Origin of the sequence: Pseudomonas sp. BP11-1-1, from assembly GCF_052112105.1 — a bacterium.
Classification (GTDB): Bacteria; Pseudomonadota; Gammaproteobacteria; order Pseudomonadales; family Pseudomonadaceae; genus Aquipseudomonas; species Aquipseudomonas alvandae.
Genome location: NZ_JAUTYU010000020.1, coordinates 58,891 through 76,719 on the forward strand (window position 1 = coordinate 58,891; position 17,829 = coordinate 76,719).

General features: G+C 62.2%; 11 protein-coding genes. All 11 read right to left on the bottom strand.

Annotated elements, in window-relative coordinates; translation table 11 throughout:
- Position 1: 1 nt before the first annotated feature.
- Positions 2-457 (bottom strand): type II secretion system major pseudopilin GspG, encoded by a 456-nt coding sequence (gene gspG / locus Q7C33_RS25140; RefSeq protein WP_323155273.1) that lies wholly within the window; start codon positions 455-457, stop codon positions 2-4.
- Between the two features lie 3 nt (positions 458-460).
- Complete coding sequence (gene gspF / locus Q7C33_RS25145) at positions 461-1,669, bottom strand: type II secretion system inner membrane protein GspF (protein WP_407684316.1); 1,209 nt, start codon at positions 1,667-1,669, stop codon at positions 461-463.
- Positions 1,670-1,673: 4 nt separating this feature from the next.
- Positions 1,674-3,146: a type II secretion system ATPase GspE gene (gspE, locus tag Q7C33_RS25150; protein ID WP_323155968.1), complete on the bottom strand. Its 1,473-nt coding sequence runs from the start codon at positions 3,144-3,146 to the stop codon at positions 1,674-1,676.
- Positions 3,143-5,065, bottom strand: a complete 1,923-nt coding sequence (gene gspD / locus Q7C33_RS25155) for a type II secretion system secretin GspD (RefSeq protein WP_407684317.1) — start codon at positions 5,063-5,065, stop codon at positions 3,143-3,145. Before gspD ends, gspE begins: the two co-directional genes overlap by 4 nt.
- 8 nt (positions 5,066-5,073) lie before the next feature.
- Positions 5,074-5,589 (bottom strand): type II secretion system protein N, encoded by a 516-nt coding sequence (locus Q7C33_RS25160; protein ID WP_323155966.1) that lies wholly within the window; start codon positions 5,587-5,589, stop codon positions 5,074-5,076.
- A gap of 67 nt (positions 5,590-5,656) precedes the next feature.
- Entirely contained in the window at positions 5,657-7,123 is a 1,467-nt protein-coding gene (gbpA, locus tag Q7C33_RS25165) for an N-acetylglucosamine-binding protein GbpA (protein WP_407684318.1), read from the bottom strand.
- Positions 7,124-7,453: 330 nt separating this feature from the next.
- Complete coding sequence (gene hemE, locus Q7C33_RS25170) at positions 7,454-8,521, bottom strand: uroporphyrinogen decarboxylase (RefSeq protein WP_407684319.1); 1,068 nt, start codon at positions 8,519-8,521, stop codon at positions 7,454-7,456.
- A 238-nt stretch (positions 8,522-8,759) separates the two neighbouring features.
- On the bottom strand, positions 8,760-10,178 hold the full coding sequence (locus tag Q7C33_RS25175; RefSeq protein ID WP_024779900.1) for an FAD-dependent oxidoreductase: 1,419 nt from the start codon (positions 10,176-10,178) through the stop codon (positions 8,760-8,762).
- A gap of 33 nt (positions 10,179-10,211) precedes the next feature.
- Complete coding sequence (gltB, locus tag Q7C33_RS25180) at positions 10,212-14,660, bottom strand: glutamate synthase large subunit (protein WP_407684320.1); 4,449 nt, start codon at positions 14,658-14,660, stop codon at positions 10,212-10,214.
- Between the two features lie 350 nt (positions 14,661-15,010).
- Positions 15,011-16,585, bottom strand: coding sequence for an AAA family ATPase (locus Q7C33_RS25185; protein ID WP_407684321.1), 1,575 nt, complete (start codon positions 16,583-16,585; stop codon positions 15,011-15,013).
- Between the two features lie 10 nt (positions 16,586-16,595).
- On the bottom strand, positions 16,596-17,696 hold the full coding sequence (gene aroB, locus Q7C33_RS25190; protein WP_030140985.1) for a 3-dehydroquinate synthase: 1,101 nt from the start codon (positions 17,694-17,696) through the stop codon (positions 16,596-16,598).
- Positions 17,697-17,829 lie beyond the last annotated feature (133 nt).

The window sequence follows — 17,829 nt, forward strand, 5'->3', positions numbered from 1 at the left end:
TTCAGTCGGCCCAATTGCCGATGTCGGCCGCCATGCCTTCACCGCCCGACACACCATCGGCGCCCAGTGAATACAGGTCATAGCTGCCATCAAGGGACTTACGTCCCGGATTGAGATACTGGTAGGGCGTGCCCCAGGGATCGACCGGCAGGCTTTTCAGATAGCCCTGGGGGTTCCAGTTCTTCGCCGCGGGGGTGCCGGACGGGCGCTTGCTCAACGCCGCCAGGCCTTGTTGGGTCGAGGGGTACTGAAAGTTATCGAGGCGGTACATTTCCAGCGCAGTGGCAATCGCCTGGATGTCAGTCCGCGCAGCGGTGACCTTGGCCTGGTCGGGACGGCTCATGAACTGCGGCACCACGATGGCGCCCAGGACGCCGATGATGACCACCACCACCATGATTTCAATCAGGGTGAAGCCGCTTTGGGAGCGTGCAGGTCGGTTGCTTTGGAATTTCATCAGTCAATTCACCAATTGGTTGAGGCTCAGGATCGGTAGAAGGATGGCCATGACGATCAGCAGCACGACGCCGCCCATCAGTACCAACATGGCCGGTTCGAAAAGGCTAACCACCAGCGCGATGCGCGCCGCGAGGCTGGCCTCCTGTTGTTCGGCGGCCCGGGCGAGCATGTTGTCGAGTTCGCCGGCCCGTTCGCCGCTGGCGATCATGTGCAGCATCAGCGGCGGGATATCTCCGCCCTGCTCCAGGCCACGGGTCAGGGTCCCACCCTCGCGGACCGAACGGGCCACGTCGGCCATGCGCGCGCGAATCGTCAGGTTGCCGATCACCTGCGCGGCAATGTGCAAGGCATCCACCAGCGGCACCGCGCTTTTGCTCAGGATCGCCAAGGTGCTGGCGAATCGGGCCGCCTCCATTGCTCGCAGCACCTCGCTCAGCACCGGGAGGCGCAGCATCAAACGGTGCCAGTGCAGGCGCCACCTCGGTTGGCGCAGACTCCAGCGCCACAGTCCGAGCAACCCGGCCAACACGACGAACATCAGCAGGCCATGGCGGCGCAATCCGTCGCTCACAGCGATCAGCGCCTGGGTCAGCCAGGGCAACGGCTGACCGCTGTCGATGAAAATCTTGACGACGTCCGGCACCACGTAGCCCAGCAGGAAAGCGACAATCGCAACGCAGGCCAGCATCAGGATCAGCGGATACACCAACGCCAGTTGAATGCGTTGGCGCGATGCCTGGCGCGCCTGGGTGTAGCTCGCCAGTTGTTCCAACACCTGCCCCAGGTGACCGGATTGTTCGCCCGCCGCGACCGTGGAACAGAACAGTTCAGGGAACGCCTGGGGAAAGGCGCGCAGTGCCGTCGCCAGCGCGTGGCCTTCCATCACCCGGCTGCGCACCGCCGCCAACAAGTGAGCGACGCGCCGCTTCTGGCTCTGTTGCGCCACCGCCCCAAGGGATTCTTCAAGAGGCAGGCCAGCCTGGATCAAGGTGGACAACTGCAGCGTCAGCAAAGCCAGGTCCGCCGGGCTCAAGCGCCCCTCGGCATGCCGCCCGCCCGAGGTGCGCTGCGCCTTGGCCTCGACCAGCTCGCTGGGCAACAAGCCGCGCTCGCGCAGCAACTGGCGCGCGTGGCGGGCGCTGTCGGCTTCCACGCGGCCCTTGCAGCGTCGGCCCTGGGCGTCTTCGGCGCGATATTCGAAGGTCGGCATGGCGCTAATCCTCCTGGGTGATGCGTAGCAGTTCATCGACGCTGGTCAGGCCTTGCAGCACCCGCTCGCGGCCGTCCTGAAACAGGCTGCGGGAAGTCTTGCGCGCCGCGGCGGCCAGCGCCTGCTCGGTGGCGCCCTGATGAATGAGTTGCGACAGCACGGCGCTGACATTGACCAGTTCATAGATGCCGAAGCGCCCGCGATAGCCTTTTTGGCACTGCTCGCAGCCCTGGGCCTTGAACAACCGGGGCGCGGCATTGGCTTCGAGGCCCAGGCGCCGACATGTTGCGGCATCCGCCACATAAGGCGTCTTGCAGGACGGGCACAGACTGCGCAGCAAGCGCTGGGCAACAATGCCGGCCAGTGACGACGCCAGCAGGTACGCATCCACGCCCATGTCCACCAGCCGCGTGACCGCGCCGACGGCGGTGTTGGTGTGCAGCGTCGAGAGCACCAGGTGCCCGGTCAGCGACGCCTGGACGGCGATTTCGGCGGTCTCGCGGTCGCGTATTTCGCCGACCATGACCACGTCCGGGTCCTGGCGCAAAATGGCGCGCAAACCCCGAGCGAAGGTCATGTCGACTTTCGGGTTGACCGGCATCTGGCCAATGCCCGGCAAGTGATATTCGATGGGGTCTTCGACAGTGAGAATGTTGCGGCTCTGGTCGTTGATGCCGCTCAGCGCCGCGTACAACGTGGTGGTTTTCCCTGACCCCGTGGGCCCGGTGACCAACACGATGCCATGGGGTTTGCCGAGCAACTGGCGCAGGCTGGCGAAGGTGTCGTCGGGCAAGCCCAGGCGTTGCAGATCAAGGCGCCCGGCCTGCTTGTCGAGCAGGCGCAACACCACGCGCTCGCCATGGGCCGAAGGCAGGGTCGAAACCCTCACATCGACTTCATGGCCTGCCAGTCGCAACGCCATTCGCCCATCCTGGGGCACGCGTTTTTCGGCGATGTCCAAACGCGCCATGACCTTGATCCGCGACACCAGCAGGTTCGCCAGCTCCCGGCGCGGACGCAACATTTCCTGCAACTGGCCGTCGATGCGCATGCGCACCGACAGGTATTGCTCGAAGGTTTCCAGGTGCACATCCGAGGCGTGTTCGCGGACCGCCTCGCTGAGCAGCGCATTGATCAGGCGGATGATCGGCGCATCGCCCTGCTGCTCCAGCAGGTCGGTGGTCTGCGGCATCTGGTCGGCCAGGCTGAGCAGGTCCAGCTCCTCGTCCAGGCCCTGGGCCACCTGCTCGGCGGCGCTCTGGCCCTGGCGATAGACGCTGGCCAAACGTGCGGCGAATTGTGCCGGTTCCAGAACCTGGATAGGTAAGTCCCGCCCGCACAGGCGCCGCACTTCAGCCAGGGCAGTCAGCGGCGTATCGTGGCGCATGACCAAGCTCAAGTTCGGCCCAGCGCCTTCCAGCAGCACGCCCAGGCGCCTGGCGAAACCGAAGGGCAACGGGGCCTGTGAATCAGTCACAAGGCACCCGAGGGCTGTTGAGCCGAATCGGCCGCCTCTGTGGATGTCTCGAACAACCGGCGAGCGTCGCGGGGTAATAACAGTGAATTGTTTTTTCGCGAGCCAGGCTTGCTCAGCTCCCGGAGCGTGTCATAGCGCTGGCGGCTGACCTCGGCGAGGTCTTCGTTGCGGCGCACGATGGTTGGGCGCAGGAACACCATCAGGTTGCTCTTCGTCTGGGTGTCACGGGTCCAGCGAAACAGCGCGCCCAGGTACGGGATACTGCGCAGCAACGGCACGCCGCTTTGCTGGGTGCGGACACTGTCGCGGATCAGGCCACCGATCACGATGATCTCGCCGTCGTCCGCAAGGATCGTGCTTTTCAAGGCACGCTTGTTGGTGATCAGGTCAGAAGAGTCCACACCGGAGACGGACGGCGCGATGTCCGAAACCTCCTGCTGGACTTCAAGGCGCAAGGTCGAGCCTTCGTTGATGTAGGGCTTGACCTTGAGACTGATGCCGACGTCCTTGCGCTCCACGGTGGTGAACGGATTGTCCGCGCCGTTGCCGCTGGTGGCGTAGGAGCCGGTCTTGAACGGCACGTTCTGGCCCACGATGATTTCCGCTTCCTGGTTATCCAGGGTCAGCAGGCTGGGAGTGGACAGCAGGTTGCTGCGGGTATTGCTCGCCAGCGCCGAGATCAGCGCACTGAAGCGGTCGCCGCCCAGCCGCAGGATCGCACCTTCCGGTCCTTTATCCAGCTCACTGAGGTTCAGGTTGCCGATGATCGGGATGTCGGTTCCCGGAAAGTTGATAAACCCGGTCACGCTGCCTCTGTCGAGGCCCCACTGCACACCCAAGGCTTCGGTTATGTCACCGGAAACCTCTACGATGGCCGCGTGGATAAGCACTTGGGCCCGGGGCTGGTCCAGCTCACGGACGATGTTTTCGATAGTGCGGACCTGGGCCGGCTCGGCGATCAGCACCAGGGCATTCTGGCTTTCGTCGGCCTTGATCATGAAGGGGCTGGCGGCGGCAGCATCCCGCAGGCCGGCCGGCGCCGGTGTGGTTCTCTTACCCTGGCCGACACCTTCCAATACTTCAGCCAATTGCTTGGCATCGCTGTGGCGCAGGCGGATGACTCGTGCGTTGTCTTGGGACGGGGCAGCCGGGACATCCAACGTCCGGGCCAGATCGACGAGGCGCTGGCGCACTGTCGGGGCGCCGATGATCACCAGGCGATTGCTGCGAGCATCAGCGATCACGACGCCTGCGGTATCACCTTCACGCTTGCCGCCGGACGCTTCCATAAGTGGCGCGATATCCCCGGCCTGGGCATGCCGTAGCCGCACCACCACATGACTGCGATTACGCCCCGAGTCCAATTGCCGGACCACGTCGGCGATACGCTGGGCATTGGCGGCGGTGTCGGTGACCACCAAGGCGTTGGACGATACCGAAGGGCCGACGTAGCCATTGGCCGACACCAGGGGGCGGACCAAGCCGGCGACGTCGGCGGCGATGCTCGATTGCAGGTCGATGACCCGGGTAACGAATTGCGACGGCGTAGCACGCTGTGCATCAGCGATGCCGGCCCGCGTCTTGGCCTCGCTCACCGGCAGGATCAGGATCCGTTCGCCTTCGTCGATCACGGTGAAGTTATGCGCATCGAGTACCGAATAGAACAACCGACGCACGCCCTCGCGGTCCAGTGCTTCACGGGACATGACGGTGATGCGGCCTGAAACCCTAGGATCAAGCACAACGGTCTTGCCCAGGATCGCTGAGAATTCCTCGACCACATCGCGCAGTTCCGCGTTGTTCATCGCCAGTTGCCATCGAGTCTGTTCGGCGCGTGGTGAACTGGAGAACGCCAGCGGGCAACACACGGCAAGACAGAACAGGACGCGCCAAACACGGTCCCGGATAAAGCAGTTCATGAATTCGATCACTCTGGTTGCCCGGCCACCGGGCGTAGGTATTGCGAGGAATGAAGCGCAGCATGATGCGAGTCGTCGAGACTCAACTGGCGCAGCAAAGGCTTGGCCGGCTGTTGCAGGGCCAATCGCTCTTCGCGCCCGTTGCGCCACAACGTCACATGGCCGGCCTCGACCCGGCGCAACACGCTGCCACCGGGCAAGCGCTCGCCCAACTGGTAGATGCGCGAACCACCGGCGTGCACCAGCAAAGCCCGCGACAGGCCTTGGTCGGCGACAAAACTGGCTTGCAAGGTAATCGGCTCTGAACTGGGTACCTGGGACCCTTGTGGTACAAGGCCCAGCACGGTCGCCACCGCTTGCACGTTGGGCGGTTCGCGAGCCGGCGCCACCATCGAGTCGACCAGCACTGGCACGTCACGGACAGAAGCCTGGCGAAAACGCCACTCTTGCCCGGCCAGGAGCGCCCCATACGACAGCAAGGCAAGCATCGAGACAATCTTCGGCAAACGGTCATTGGTCAGCATCGCTGCCTCCTCGTCAAAGGGCTCCAGGTTATCCAGGCGAATAACCTGGAGCCGTGCCTGTCAGGATTTACAACTTGTCCCAGGCGCTCTGCCACGAGGCTCCGACACCCGGTTCGAAACCGTTCGCCGTCGGGCTGTACTGCTTGCAATAGCCGGACGCGGGGAACGGCTTGCATGCAAAGACTTCGTCAGTCTTGGGTTGCAGCACTTTCGTGCCGGCGGTGTAGTCGCTGATGCCTTCAGGGAACACGAAGTCGTACTCGATGCCTGCGCCTTCTCCGGTCAGGGTCACCGACCGGGTATGTTGGCGAGTGGTGCGACCGTCTTCAGTGGTCCCAAGCAGCGTCAGGGTGTGGGCGCCGGGGGCGCTGCGCACGTCCAGGTTGAGGCCGGTGCTGCCTGCCCCCACGGTCTGGCTTACGATGCCAACCTGTTTGTTCTTCGCGTCGAACAGTGTGGCTTCGAGGTTCATCCTGCGGTTGGTCTGCGCAGTGAACGCCATGCTGGCCCGACCTTTGTCCAGTACATACTCAGGTTGCAGAGAAGAAATCTCCATGCTGGCGCCGGCGTCTTCCTGCATGTCCAGTTGCACTTCGTAGCGTTTCACAGCGCTTTCTTTCTGGGCATACAGCCGGTTGGTCCCCTTGACCGGGTTGATACCGCCCGCATCGTCACGGATACCAGCCCGGATCAGGGTGTGGGCGTTGTTGATGGCTTCGGCCAGCTTGAACGACCAATTCTCGGGCTTGCCCTCTTCAGCGTTTTCGATACTGACTTCTACGCTGTATCCGGCACTTTCGCCGGTCGCGGAAAATGCCCGCGCCTTGACCTTGTCACCCGCCAACAGTGGGGTCGACGGGGCAATGCTGCCAACCGGCTGCCACCCCCCCGGCAAGGCGGCCTCAGCAAGGATGTTCACATCCGCCGGATCGTAAAAGGCATTATCAGTGTCGCCCACGGTCCAGACGGCCAGAATGACGTGATGACCCGACTTGCTATCGGGAATCACGCAGTTGTGCTTGGCACCACTGACCGGAAGTTGATTACCGCCATCCACCGAACAGAACGGCGCGGTGTCGAAAGAGGCGCGCTTGAGCGGTTCGTTTGGGTTCCAGCCGTCCCGGGTGATGAAATATTCATGCTTGGTTGCCGGGTGCGCCGCGGAATACCGCCATTGAAAGGCAATGTTGCGGTCGGCGATTTCCGTCAGTTGCCAGCGCGTGGCGGACTGCGCATCGAGGGCGGAGAACAGGGCATGACCGCCACTGGCGATTTTACCGTCGGCAGGACCTTGCAACGGAGCGCCGCCCATACCATTGGGAAAACCCTTGAAAGTTTCGCCGGCACTTTGAGGTTCGTACTGCGCACCGCCACAATTCTTGTTGTCGCCTTTCTGGCAGAGCAATGCACGTGAAGGCGGTACTTCAAGGTAACCGTGGGCTGATACGCCTTGGGACACAACCATGGCCGACAACAGAACTAATGACGAGGTACATCCCGTCAAAACACTTCGCTTTGCAAAATTGCTATTCATATAAGCTCCAGACTAACCATAAAAGAAAAGAGGCATTACCCCCGACAGGCATGCTGGATCGTCCAGCGCCCGTCCTTTCAAGCGTCGAAACCTTATATAAAACTTAACGTTTTCTATGTAGGACATGTCTCTCTACATAGAAGGAATGGTCGCTAAGTACATTAATCCTACAAGAACAAAATTAACGTCCTACACAAGCAAACAAAAACCGACTTATAAAAAAGCACCCTAAGTTAAATAACGGGCCAGTTCTGCGCAGAACATCAAAAAAACGAACAAAAAAAAGCCTGTCCGGCACGAACCCGGACAGGCTTTGACGACTGGCGCTAATCAGGAATGATAGGGCGCCGACAACTCATGCACCGCCCGCAGGAAGGCACCGGCGTGTTCCGGATCGACTTCCGGGGTGATGCCATGGCCGAGGTTGAACACATGGCCGGTGCCCTTGCCGTAACTGGCCAGGATACGCCCGACTTCAGCACGGATCGCTTCAGGCTTGGCGTAGAGCACCGTTGGGTCCATGTTGCCTTGCAACGCAACCTTGTGGCCGACGCGCTCGCGAGCGTTGCCAATGTCGCAGGTCCAGTCCAGGCCCAGGGCGTCGGCACCGGCATCGGCGATGCTTTCCAGCCACAGCCCACCGTTCTTGGTGAACACGATCACCGGCACTTTACGACCTTCGTGTTCACGGATCAGGCCGCTGACGATCTTGCGCATGTAGGCCAGGGAGAATTCCTGGTACGCCGCCGCTGACAGGTTGCCGCCCCAGGTATCAAAGATCTGCACCGCTTGCGCACCGGCCATGATCTGGCCGTTGAGGTAGGACGTGACCGACTGCGCCAGCTTGTCCAGCAGCAGGTGCATGGCTTGTGGGTTGTCGTAGAGCATCGCCTTGGTCTTGCGGAAGTCCTTGGAGGAGCCGCCTTCGACCATGTAAGTCGCGAGTGTCCACGGGCTGCCGGAAAAACCGATCAACGGAACGCGACCGTTCAATTCACGGCGAATGGTGCTGACCGCGTCCATGACATAGCCCAGGTCCTTCTGCGGATCGGGAATCGGCAGCGCTTCGATGTCGGCCAGGGTGCTGACCACTTTCTTGAAACGCGGGCCTTCGCCGGTCTCGAAGTACAGGCCTTGGCCCATGGCGTCGGGAATGGTGAGGATGTCGGAGAACAGGATCGCCGCGTCCAGTTGAGGATAGCGGTCCAGCGGCTGCATCGTGACTTCGCAGGCGAACTGCGGGTTCATGCACAGGCTCATGAAGTCACCGGCCTTGGCGCGGCTGGCGCGGTATTCCGGCAGATAGCGACCGGCCTGGCGCATCATCCACACGGGGGTGACGTCCACGGGTTGCTTGAGCAGGGCGCGAAGGAAACGGTCGTTCTTCAGGGCAGTCATGTCGGCATCCGGAAAAAAAGTGCGGGCATTTTCTCAGAGCGCGACGCAAAAGGCACGGCAAGAGCCGTGCCTTTTATCTATCGGGGCAATTTGTCGCGGTGCAACACAGTCTTCTAACACCACAAAACAACTGTGGGAGCGAGCTTGCTCGCGATGGCGGCATGTCAGCCAATACATCTGGCGACTGATCTACCGCTATCGCGAGCAAGCTCGCTCCCACAGGATTGGTGTCGTTCGGTCAGACTTGCAAGTAATCCAGGATCCCTTCCGCCGCATTGCGGCCTTCGAAGATCGCTGTCACCACCAGGTCGGAACCCCGGACCATGTCGCCGCCGGCGAAGATCTTCGGGTTGCTGGTCTGGTGCTTGTACTGGCCTTGTTCCGGGGCGACGACGCGGCCCTGGCTGTCAGTCTGGATGCTGAACTGCTCGAACCACGGCGCCGGGCTCGGTCGGAAACCGAAGGCGATGACCACGGCGTCGGCCGGGATGATCTCTTCGGAGCCGGGGATCGGCTCAGGGCTGCGGCGACCACGGGCGTCCGGCTCGCCGAGACGGGTCTCGACCACTTTCACACCTTCAACCTTGTCTTCCCCGACAATGGCGATCGGCTGGCGGTTGTAGAGGAACTTCACGCCTTCTTCCTTGGCGTTCTTCACCTCTTTGCGCGAGCCGGGCATGTTCGCTTCGTCACGACGGTAGGCGCAGGTCACCGACTTGGCGCCCTGGCGAATCGACGTGCGGTTGCAGTCCATCGCCGTGTCGCCACCGCCGAGTACTACGACCTTCTTGCCTTTCATGTCGACGAAATCTTCCGGCGACTTTTCAAAGCCCAGGTTGCGGTTGACGTTGGCGATCAGGAAGTCCAGCGCGTCGTAGACGCCCGGCAGGTCCTCGCCGGCAAAGCCGCCCTTCATGTAGGTGTAGGTGCCCATGCCCATGAAGACCGCATCGTACTCTTCGAGCAGTTGCTCCATGGTCACGTCCCTGCCCACCTCGGTGTTCAGGCGGAACTCGATGCCCATGCCGGTGAAGACTTCGCGACGATTGCTCAGCACGGTCTTTTCCAGCTTGAACTCGGGGATGCCGAACGTCAGCAGGCCACCGATTTCCGGGTTCTTGTCGAACACCACCGGAGTGACGCCACCACGCACCAGCACATCGGCACAACCGAGGCCCGCCGGGCCCGCGCCAATGATCGCCACGCGCTTGCCGGTCGGCTTGACCTTGGACATGTCCGGGCGCCAGCCCATGGCGAACGCGGTGTCGGTGATGTACTTCTCCACCGAACCGATGGTCACCGCACCGAAACCGTCGTTGAGGGTGCAAGCACCTTCACACAGGCGATCCTGCGGACACACCCGGCCGCAGACTTCCGGCAGGGTGTTGGTCTGGTGGGACAGCTCGGCGGCCTGGAGGATGTTGCCCTCGGCCACCAGCTTCAGCCAGTTGGGAATGAAGTTGTGCACCGGGCACTTCCATTCGCAATACGGGTTACCGCAACCCAGGCAGCGGTGGGCCTGGTCGGCCGACTGCTGGGGTTTGAAAGGCTCGTAGATTTCCACGAACTCTTTCTTGCGTTGACGCAACAGTTTCTTCTTCGGATCCTTGCGCCCGACATCGATGAACTGGAAGTCGTTATTCAGACGTTCAGCCATTGTTAAAACCTCATCAAACTCTTCAGGCGCATATCACTGCGGGTTGGCACGAGTGCTGGAAAGCAACGACTTCAGGTTGGCAGCCTTGGGCTTGACCAGCCAGAAACGACGCACATAGTCATCGAGGTTCTCGGCGAGTTCACGACCCCACTCGCTGTCGGTTTCCTCGACGTACTCGTTCAGCACGCGTTGCAGGTGGCTGCGGTAGGCTTCCATCGCCTCGCCGCTGATCCGCTGGATTTCCACCAGTTCGTGGTTGACCCGGTCAACGAAGGTGTTGTCCTGGTCGAGCACGTAGGCGAAACCGCCGGTCATGCCAGAGCCGAAGTTATAACCGGTCTTGCCCAGTACGCAGACGAAACCACCGGTCATGTACTCGCAGCAGTGATCGCCGGTGCCTTCCACGACCGTGTGGGCGCCGGAGTTGCGCACGGCGAAACGCTCGCCCGCGGTGCCGGCGGCGAACAACTTGCCGCCCGTGGCGCCGTAGAGGCAGGTGTTGCCGATGATTGCACTGTCCTGGGTCCTATAGAGGCTGCCCTTGGGCGGAACGATGACCAGCTTGCCGCCGGTCATGCCCTTGCCCACGTAGTCGTTCGCATCGCCTTCCAGGTACATGTTCAGGCCGCCGGCGTTCCAGACGCCAAAGCTCTGCCCGGCCGTGCCCTTGAAGCGGAAGGTGACCGGCGCGTTGGCCATTCCCTGGTTGCCGTGCTTGCGGGCGATTTCACCGGAGATCCGCGCGCCGATGGAACGGTCGCAGTTGCAGATGTCCAGGTCGAATTCGGCACCGCTCAGGTCGTTGATCGCCGCAGCAGCCATGTCGACCATCTTCTCGGCCAGCTCACCCTTGTCGAACGGCGGGTTGCGGTCGACATGACAGAACTGAGGCTTGTCGGCCGGAATCAGATCGCTGCCCAGCAACGGGGTCAGGTCCAGGTGCTGCTGTTTGGCGGTCTGGCCTTCGATCACTTCCAGCAGATCGGTACGGCCGATCAGCTCTTCCAGCGAGCGCACGCCCAACTTCGCCAGCCACTCACGAGTCTCTTCGGCCACGTAGGTGAAGAAATTCACCACCATGTCGACGGTACCGATGTAGTGGTCTTTGCGCAGCTTGTCGTTCTGGGTCGCCACGCCGGTGGCGCAGTTGTTCAGGTGGCAGATGCGCAGGTACTTGCAGCCCAGGGCGATCATCGGCGCGGTGCCGAAGCCGAAGCTCTCGGCGCCGAGGATGGCGGCCTTGATCACATCCAGGCCGGTCTTCAGGCCACCGTCGGTCTGCACCCGGACCTTGCCGCGCAAGTCGTTGCCGCGCAGGGTCTGGTGAGTTTCCGCCAAGCCCAATTCCCATGGCGCACCGGCGTACTTGATCGAAGTCAGCGGCGATGCACCGGTGCCGCCGTCATAGCCGGAGATGGTGATCAGGTCGGCATAGGCCTTGGCCACGCCGGCGGCAATGGTGCCGACGCCGGCTTCCGCCACCAGTTTCACCGAGACCAGGGCCTTCGGGTTGACCTGCTTGAGGTCGAAGATCAGTTGCGACAAATCTTCGATCGAGTAGATGTCGTGGTGCGGCGGCGGCGAGATCAGGGTCACACCAGGTACCGCGTAACGCAGCTTGGCGATCAGGCCGTTGACCTTGCCGCCGGGCAGTTGACCGCCTTCGCCGGGCTTGGCGCCCTGGGCAACCTTGATCTGCAGCACTTCGGCGTTGACCAGGTACTCCGGCGTCACACCGAAGCGGCCGGTGGCCACTTGCTTGATTTTCGAACTCTTGATGGTGCCGTAGCGCGCCGGGTCTTCGCCGCCTTCGCCGGAGTTGGAACGCGCACCGAGGCGGTTCATGGCTTCGGCCAGGGCTTCGTGGGCTTCCGGGGACAAGGCGCCCAGGGAAATACCGGCCGAATCGAAGCGCTTGAGCACCGATTCCAGCGGTTCCACTTCATTGATGTCCAGCGGCGTTTCGAGGGTCTTGACCCTGAGCAGGTCGCGGATCATCGACACCGGACGGTTGTCCACCAGCGCGGTGTACTCCTTGAACTTGCTGTAGTCGCCTTGCTGCACGGCGGCTTGCAAGGTGTTGACCACGTCCGGGTTGTAGGCATGGTATTCGCCACCGTGGACGAACTTCAGCAGGCCCCCCTGCTGGATCGGCTTGCGCGGGCTCCAGGCTTCGGCGGCGAGGGCTTTCTGCTCGGCTTCGATGTCGACGAAACGCGCACCCTTGATGCGACTCGGCACACCACGGAAACTCAGTTCGCAGACTTCTTCGGACAGGCCGATGGCCTCGAACAGTTGCGCGCCACGGTACGAGGCGATGGTCGAGATGCCCATCTTCGACAGGATCTTGAGCAGGCCCTTGGTGATGCCCTTGCGGTAGTTCTTGAACACCTCGTAGAGGTCGCCCAGCACTTCTCCGGTACGGATCAGGTCGCCCAGCACTTCGTAGGCCAGGAACGGATAGACCGCCGAGGCGCCGAAACCGATCAGCACCGCAAAGTGATGCGGGTCGCGTGCGGTGGCGGTTTCCACCAGGATGTTGGAGTCGCAGCGCAGGCCTTTTTCGGTCAGGCGATGGTGCACCGCACCGGTGGCCAGCGAGGCGTGGATCGGCAGCTTGCCCGGAGCGATATGACGGTCGGTCAGGACAATCTGGGTGCGCCCGGCGCGCGCGGCTTCTTCAGCCTGGTCGGCGACGTTGCGGATCGCCGCTTCCAGGCCGATGTTCTCGTCGTAGTTCAGGTCGATGACCTGACGTTCGAAACCAGGGCGGTCGAGGTTGGTCAGCGAGCGCCACTTGGCCGGGGAAATGACCGGCGAGCTCAGGATCACCCGCGAAGCGTGTTCCGGCGACTCCTGGAAAATGTTGCGCTCGGCGCCGAGGCAGATCTCCAGGGACATCACGATCGCTTCGCGCAGCGGGTCGATCGGCGGGTTGGTCACCTGGGCGAACTGCTGGCGGAAATAGTCGTACGGCGTGCGCACGCGCTGGGACAGCACGGCCATCGGCGTGTCATCGCCCATGGAGCCGACCGCTTCGTAGCCCTGCTCACCCAACGGACGCAGCACCTGGTCACGCTCTTCGAACGTCACCTGGTACATCTTCATGTACTGCTTGAGCTGATCGACGTCGTAGAAGGCCGAACCGTGATCGTTGTCTTCCATGGTCGCCTGGATGCGCAGGGCATTCTTGCGCAGCCATTGCTTGTACGGATGACGGGACTTGAGGCGGTTGTCGATGGCGTCGGTGTCGAGGATCTGGCCGGTCTCGGTGTCCACGGCAAATATCTGGCCCGGACCTACGCGGCCCTTGGCGATGACGTCCTGGGGCTGGTAGTTCCAGACACCGATTTCCGACGCCAGGGTGATGAACCCGTTGGTGGTGGTGACCCAGCGCGCCGGGCGCAGGCCGTTACGGTCGAGCAGGCACACGGCGTAGCGGCCGTCGGTCATGACGATACCGGCCGGGCCGTCCCACGGCTCCATGTGCATGGAGTTGTATTCGTAGAAGGCGCGCAGGTCCGGGTCCATGGTCTCGACGTTCTGCCAGGCTGGCGGCACGAGCATGCGCACGCCACGGAACAGGTCGATGCCGCCGGTCACCATCAGCTCGAGCATGTTGTCCATGCTCGAGGAGTCCGAACCGACGCGGTTGACCAGTGGGCCAAGCTCTTCGAGGTCCGGCATCAAATCGTTGGCGAACTTGGTGCGACGGGCCAAGGCCCAGTTGCGGTTGCCGGTGATGGTGTTGATCTCGCCGTTGTGGGCGAGGAAGCGGAATGGCTGGGCGAGCGGCCATTTCGGCAGGGTGTTGGTGGAGAAGCGCTGGTGGAACACGCAGATCGCGGTTTTCAGGCGCTCGTCGCTCAGGTCTGGATAGAAGGCGGTGAGGTCCGCCGGCATCATCAGGCCTTTATAGATGATGGTCTTGTGGGAAAAGCTGCAGATGTAGTGGTCGGTGTCGGCGGCGTTGGCCACGGACGAACGACGACGGGAGCTGAACAGCTTGATCGCCATGTCCTGGTCGCTCAGGCCTTCGCCGGCGATGAACACCTGCTCGATCAACGGCAGGCGCTCAAGGGCCAGGCGGCCAAGGACGCTGGTGTCGATCGGCACTTTGCGCCAGCCGACAAGCTGCAGGCCGGCGGCCAGGATCTCGCGGTTCATGTTTTCGCGAGCCGCTTGCGCCTTTACCGGGTCCTGGTTGAAAAACACCATGCCCACGGCGTACTGCTTGGGCAGGGTCACGCCAAACGTTTCCTGGGCGATGGCACGCAGGAACTCGTCCGGCTTTTGAATCAGCAAGCCACAACCGTCACCGGTCTTGCCGTCGGCGTTGATCCCACCACGGTGGGTCATGCAGGTCAGGGCCTCAATGGCCGTTTGCAAAAGGGTATGGCTGGGCTCGCCCTGCATATGGGCTATCAGGCCAAAACCGCAGTTATCCTTGAATTCATCTGGTTGGTACAGACCTGCTTTCATAGACACTTTCTCACCAGGCTGCCTCTTACCGAGGCAAATTTCTTTTCAATTCAACCAGTTGCATGCCGCGCCGAACGTACGCCAGCTTTGCGGGGGCAAAAGGGAGGTCATTGTACACACCGACACAGAGGCTCACAAATTTGACGACGAACTGTCGCAAATCCATGTCGCATTTGTGAAAGGTTTAAAGCTATATGCTGTGCTAGTCAAAACTTTTTTGGGTTCGACCGCTACGACTCAAACGCTACTGTGACGCAGACACCACAAGGCGCGCGGCCTGAAAGGTCGCCCGCCCTTGCGGAAATGTTGAGGTTGCCGGGAGAGGCGGCCTGGGTAAGGCCGCCGAATCATCAGCGAGTTGCAGCCAGTTCCTGTTGGACGCTGGCGACAGTGCGAGGCCAAGGTTTACCAGCCTGAACCTTCGCTGGCAAGGCCTTGATAGCGGAAACGGCTGCGTCACGGTTGGCAAAGCTGCCATAGGTGATGACGTAAAGCGGTTTGCCGTTGAGCACTTTCTTGAAATAACGGTACTCGCCGCCCTGTTCCTTGACGAAGTTCTGTGCCGCGGTTTCGGAGCTGGTGCCGAGGATCTGCACCACGTAGTTGCCGGGTGCCTGGCCGGCGTACCAGCTACCGCCCGCGGCCTTGGCGGGCGCGGCAGCGGGTTTGGTCGCAGGCGCGGGCGCCGGTTTGGCTGGGGCCGGAGCAGGCTTGGCGGTGGCGACCTGGGTAGGCGCAGGGGTCGGCTTGGCGGTCGGCGTCGGTACTGGCGTTGGGGCCGGACCAGCCGGTACGCCCGAGGGAGGCGAGGTGGTGGTCACGGTTGGCGGAGTATCGCTGCTGTCGTCGATCGGCGGCGCTGCGCCGTCGTCGCCCTCGGTGATTCCGCCTGCCGCTTCAGCCAGGGGACCGCGCATGACCGGTTGCGAGTTGCCGACCAGCGGCAGCGGCATCGGCTGGGTATTACCTGCAAACTCCACCGCCGGGGCGCCGCCGTTGGGTTGCGGCGTGCCCTGACCGAGAGGCAACTGCGCCTGTTCATTGGCAGGTGCGCCGGTGGTGGGCGCCTTGTTGCGACCCGGCATCAGCCAGGCGGCGGCGACCGCGACCACGACCACGGCGGAAATCGCCAATACGTGTTTCTTCGGCATGTTGAACCCCATACTTGGACGCTTCACCGCTGAGCGGCTGGCGATCATGATTTCGATCAGAGCATCTCGGGCCACCTGGTTGATGTTGCCAGGCCAACCGTCAGAGCTTTCGTGAATCTCAGAGATCTGATCTGCGGTGAAAAGTTCGATACCCCGGCCGGCGCCCTCAAGACGCTGGGCCAGGTATTCACGGGTTTCTTCCTCGGTATAGGGCGCCAGTTCGATGACGTGGAAGCGCTCTTCCTCAAGGTTCAACTGGTCCAGTTCGGCGATCAGCGAAGACTCCCCGAACAGGAACACATGGGGACGACCTTCCGGTGCACCGGCAGCCAGGGCCAGCAGGGCTTCCAGGGCTGATTCGTCGAGCTGCTCGGCATCGTCCACCAGCAGATAGACTTCCTGCCCCGTCAATGCCAACTGGACGATCTGGTCGAGGATCGCACCGATCTCCGCCTGGGCGACATTCAGTGCCTGGGCGACTTGGCGCAACACGCCGGCTGCGTCGCCGGCACCACGGGCCGATACCACCACGCTTTGCACGGACTGTTTGTTGGTACTGGCCACCAAGGCCTGGCGCAACAACGTCTTGCCACTGCCCTGGGGGCCGGTGACGACCAACAGCAACTGGCTGTAGCGCGCAAGGTGATGCAGCTGGCCCAACACCGGCTTGCGCTGGGCAGGAAAGAATTTGAAGCCTGGGACCCGCGGAGCAAAAGGGTCATGACTCAACTGGAAATGGCCGAGGAAAGCCTCGTCGGCATGCAAACTAGTCATCGGAATCTTATTAACCTTTAAGCTGAGCCAGGGCGCGGTAATCCGCTCCCAGCGTGGCCTGTAGAACCTCTTTCGGATAATCGTCGGTCACTACCGCTTCGCCCATGCGGCGCAGCAGCACCAGACGCAGACGACCGTCGATCACTTTTTTGTCGATTGCCATGTGTTCAAGGAAATCCGCCTCGCTCATCTCCTCGGGCGGAACGACCGGCAGCCCGGCCCGCTGGAACAGGCGGATCCCACGATCGCGCTCCTGCTCGCTGATCCACCCCAGGCGCGCGGACATTTCCAGGGCCATGACCGTGCCCGCGGCAACCGCCTCGCCATGCAACCAGACGCCATAGCCCATGTGGGTTTCGATGGCGTGGCCGAAGGTGTGGCCGAGGTTGAGCGTGGCGCGCACGCCAGATTCGCGCTCATCGGCACCCACCACGGCAGCCTTGGCTGCACAGGAGCGCTCGATGGCATAGGTCAGGGCGGTCTGGTCCAGCGCACGCAAGCGGTCGACATTTTCTTCGAGCCAGCCCAGGAACGGCTCGTCGCAGATCAGACCGTACTTGATGACCTCGGCCAAGCCTGCGGACAATTCACGGGCTGGCAGAGTCTTCAACGTCGCGGTGTCGATCAACACGACGTTGGGCTGGTAGAACGCGCCTACCATGTTCTTGCCCAGCGGATGGTTGATGCCGGTCTTGCCACCCACCGACGAGTCGACCTGGGACAGCAACGTGGTGGGGATCTGGATGAAATCGACACCGCGCTGATAGCAAGCCGCGGCAAAACCGGCCATGTCGCCGATCACGCCGCCGCCCAGGGCGACCACGGTGGTGCGGCGATCATGCCGTGCAGTCAGCAGACCGTCGAAAATCAGCTGCAGGGTTTCCCAGTTCTTGAAGGCCTCGCCGTCCGGCAACACCACGGAAATGACCGAATAGGCCGACAGGCTGCGAGCCAGGCGTTCCAGATACAAAGGGGCGACGGTTTCGTTGGAGATAATCGCGACTTGCCGCCCGGCGATGTGCGGTGTCAGCAGTTCAGGCTGGTCCAGCAAGCCTTCGCCAATGTGAATCGGGTAGCTGCGCTCGCCCAGGTCGACCTTAAGTGTCTGCATGTGTCCCCACAGTGAAGATGAAATCAGGCGTCCTGCCTGCTATTAACGAAAGTCAACGGTGCCGGCCGTGGCGCCAGTTAATGGCCGTCCGCCACGCCCCGGACGAGCCAAGGCGGGACGCCGAGGATAGCGC

Bases quoted from the DNA above. Each gene is read 5' to 3' on its own strand.
- hemE (WP_407684319.1), bottom strand. From the start codon at position 8,521: ATGACTGCCCTGAAGAACGACCGTTTCCTTCGCGCCCTGCTCAAGCAA.
- gspD (WP_407684317.1), bottom strand. From the start codon at position 5,065: ATGAACTGCTTTATCCGGGACCGTGTTTGGCGCGTCCTGTTCTGTCTT.
- aroB (WP_030140985.1), bottom strand. From the start codon at position 17,696: ATGCAGACACTTAAGGTCGACCTGGGCGAGCGCAGCTACCCGATTCAC.
- gspF (WP_407684316.1), bottom strand. From the start codon at position 1,669: ATGCCGACCTTCGAATATCGCGCCGAAGACGCCCAGGGCCGACGCTGC.
- Q7C33_RS25185 (WP_407684321.1), bottom strand. From the start codon at position 16,585: ATGACTAGTTTGCATGCCGACGAGGCTTTCCTCGGCCATTTCCAGTTG.
- gltB (WP_407684320.1), bottom strand. From the start codon at position 14,660: ATGAAAGCAGGTCTGTACCAACCAGATGAATTCAAGGATAACTGCGGT.
- gbpA (WP_407684318.1), bottom strand. From the start codon at position 7,123: ATGAATAGCAATTTTGCAAAGCGAAGTGTTTTGACGGGATGTACCTCG.
- gspG (WP_323155273.1), bottom strand. From the start codon at position 457: ATGAAATTCCAAAGCAACCGACCTGCACGCTCCCAAAGCGGCTTCACC.
- Q7C33_RS25160 (WP_323155966.1), bottom strand. From the start codon at position 5,589: ATGCTGACCAATGACCGTTTGCCGAAGATTGTCTCGATGCTTGCCTTG.
- Q7C33_RS25175 (WP_024779900.1), bottom strand. From the start codon at position 10,178: ATGGCTGAACGTCTGAATAACGACTTCCAGTTCATCGATGTCGGGCGC.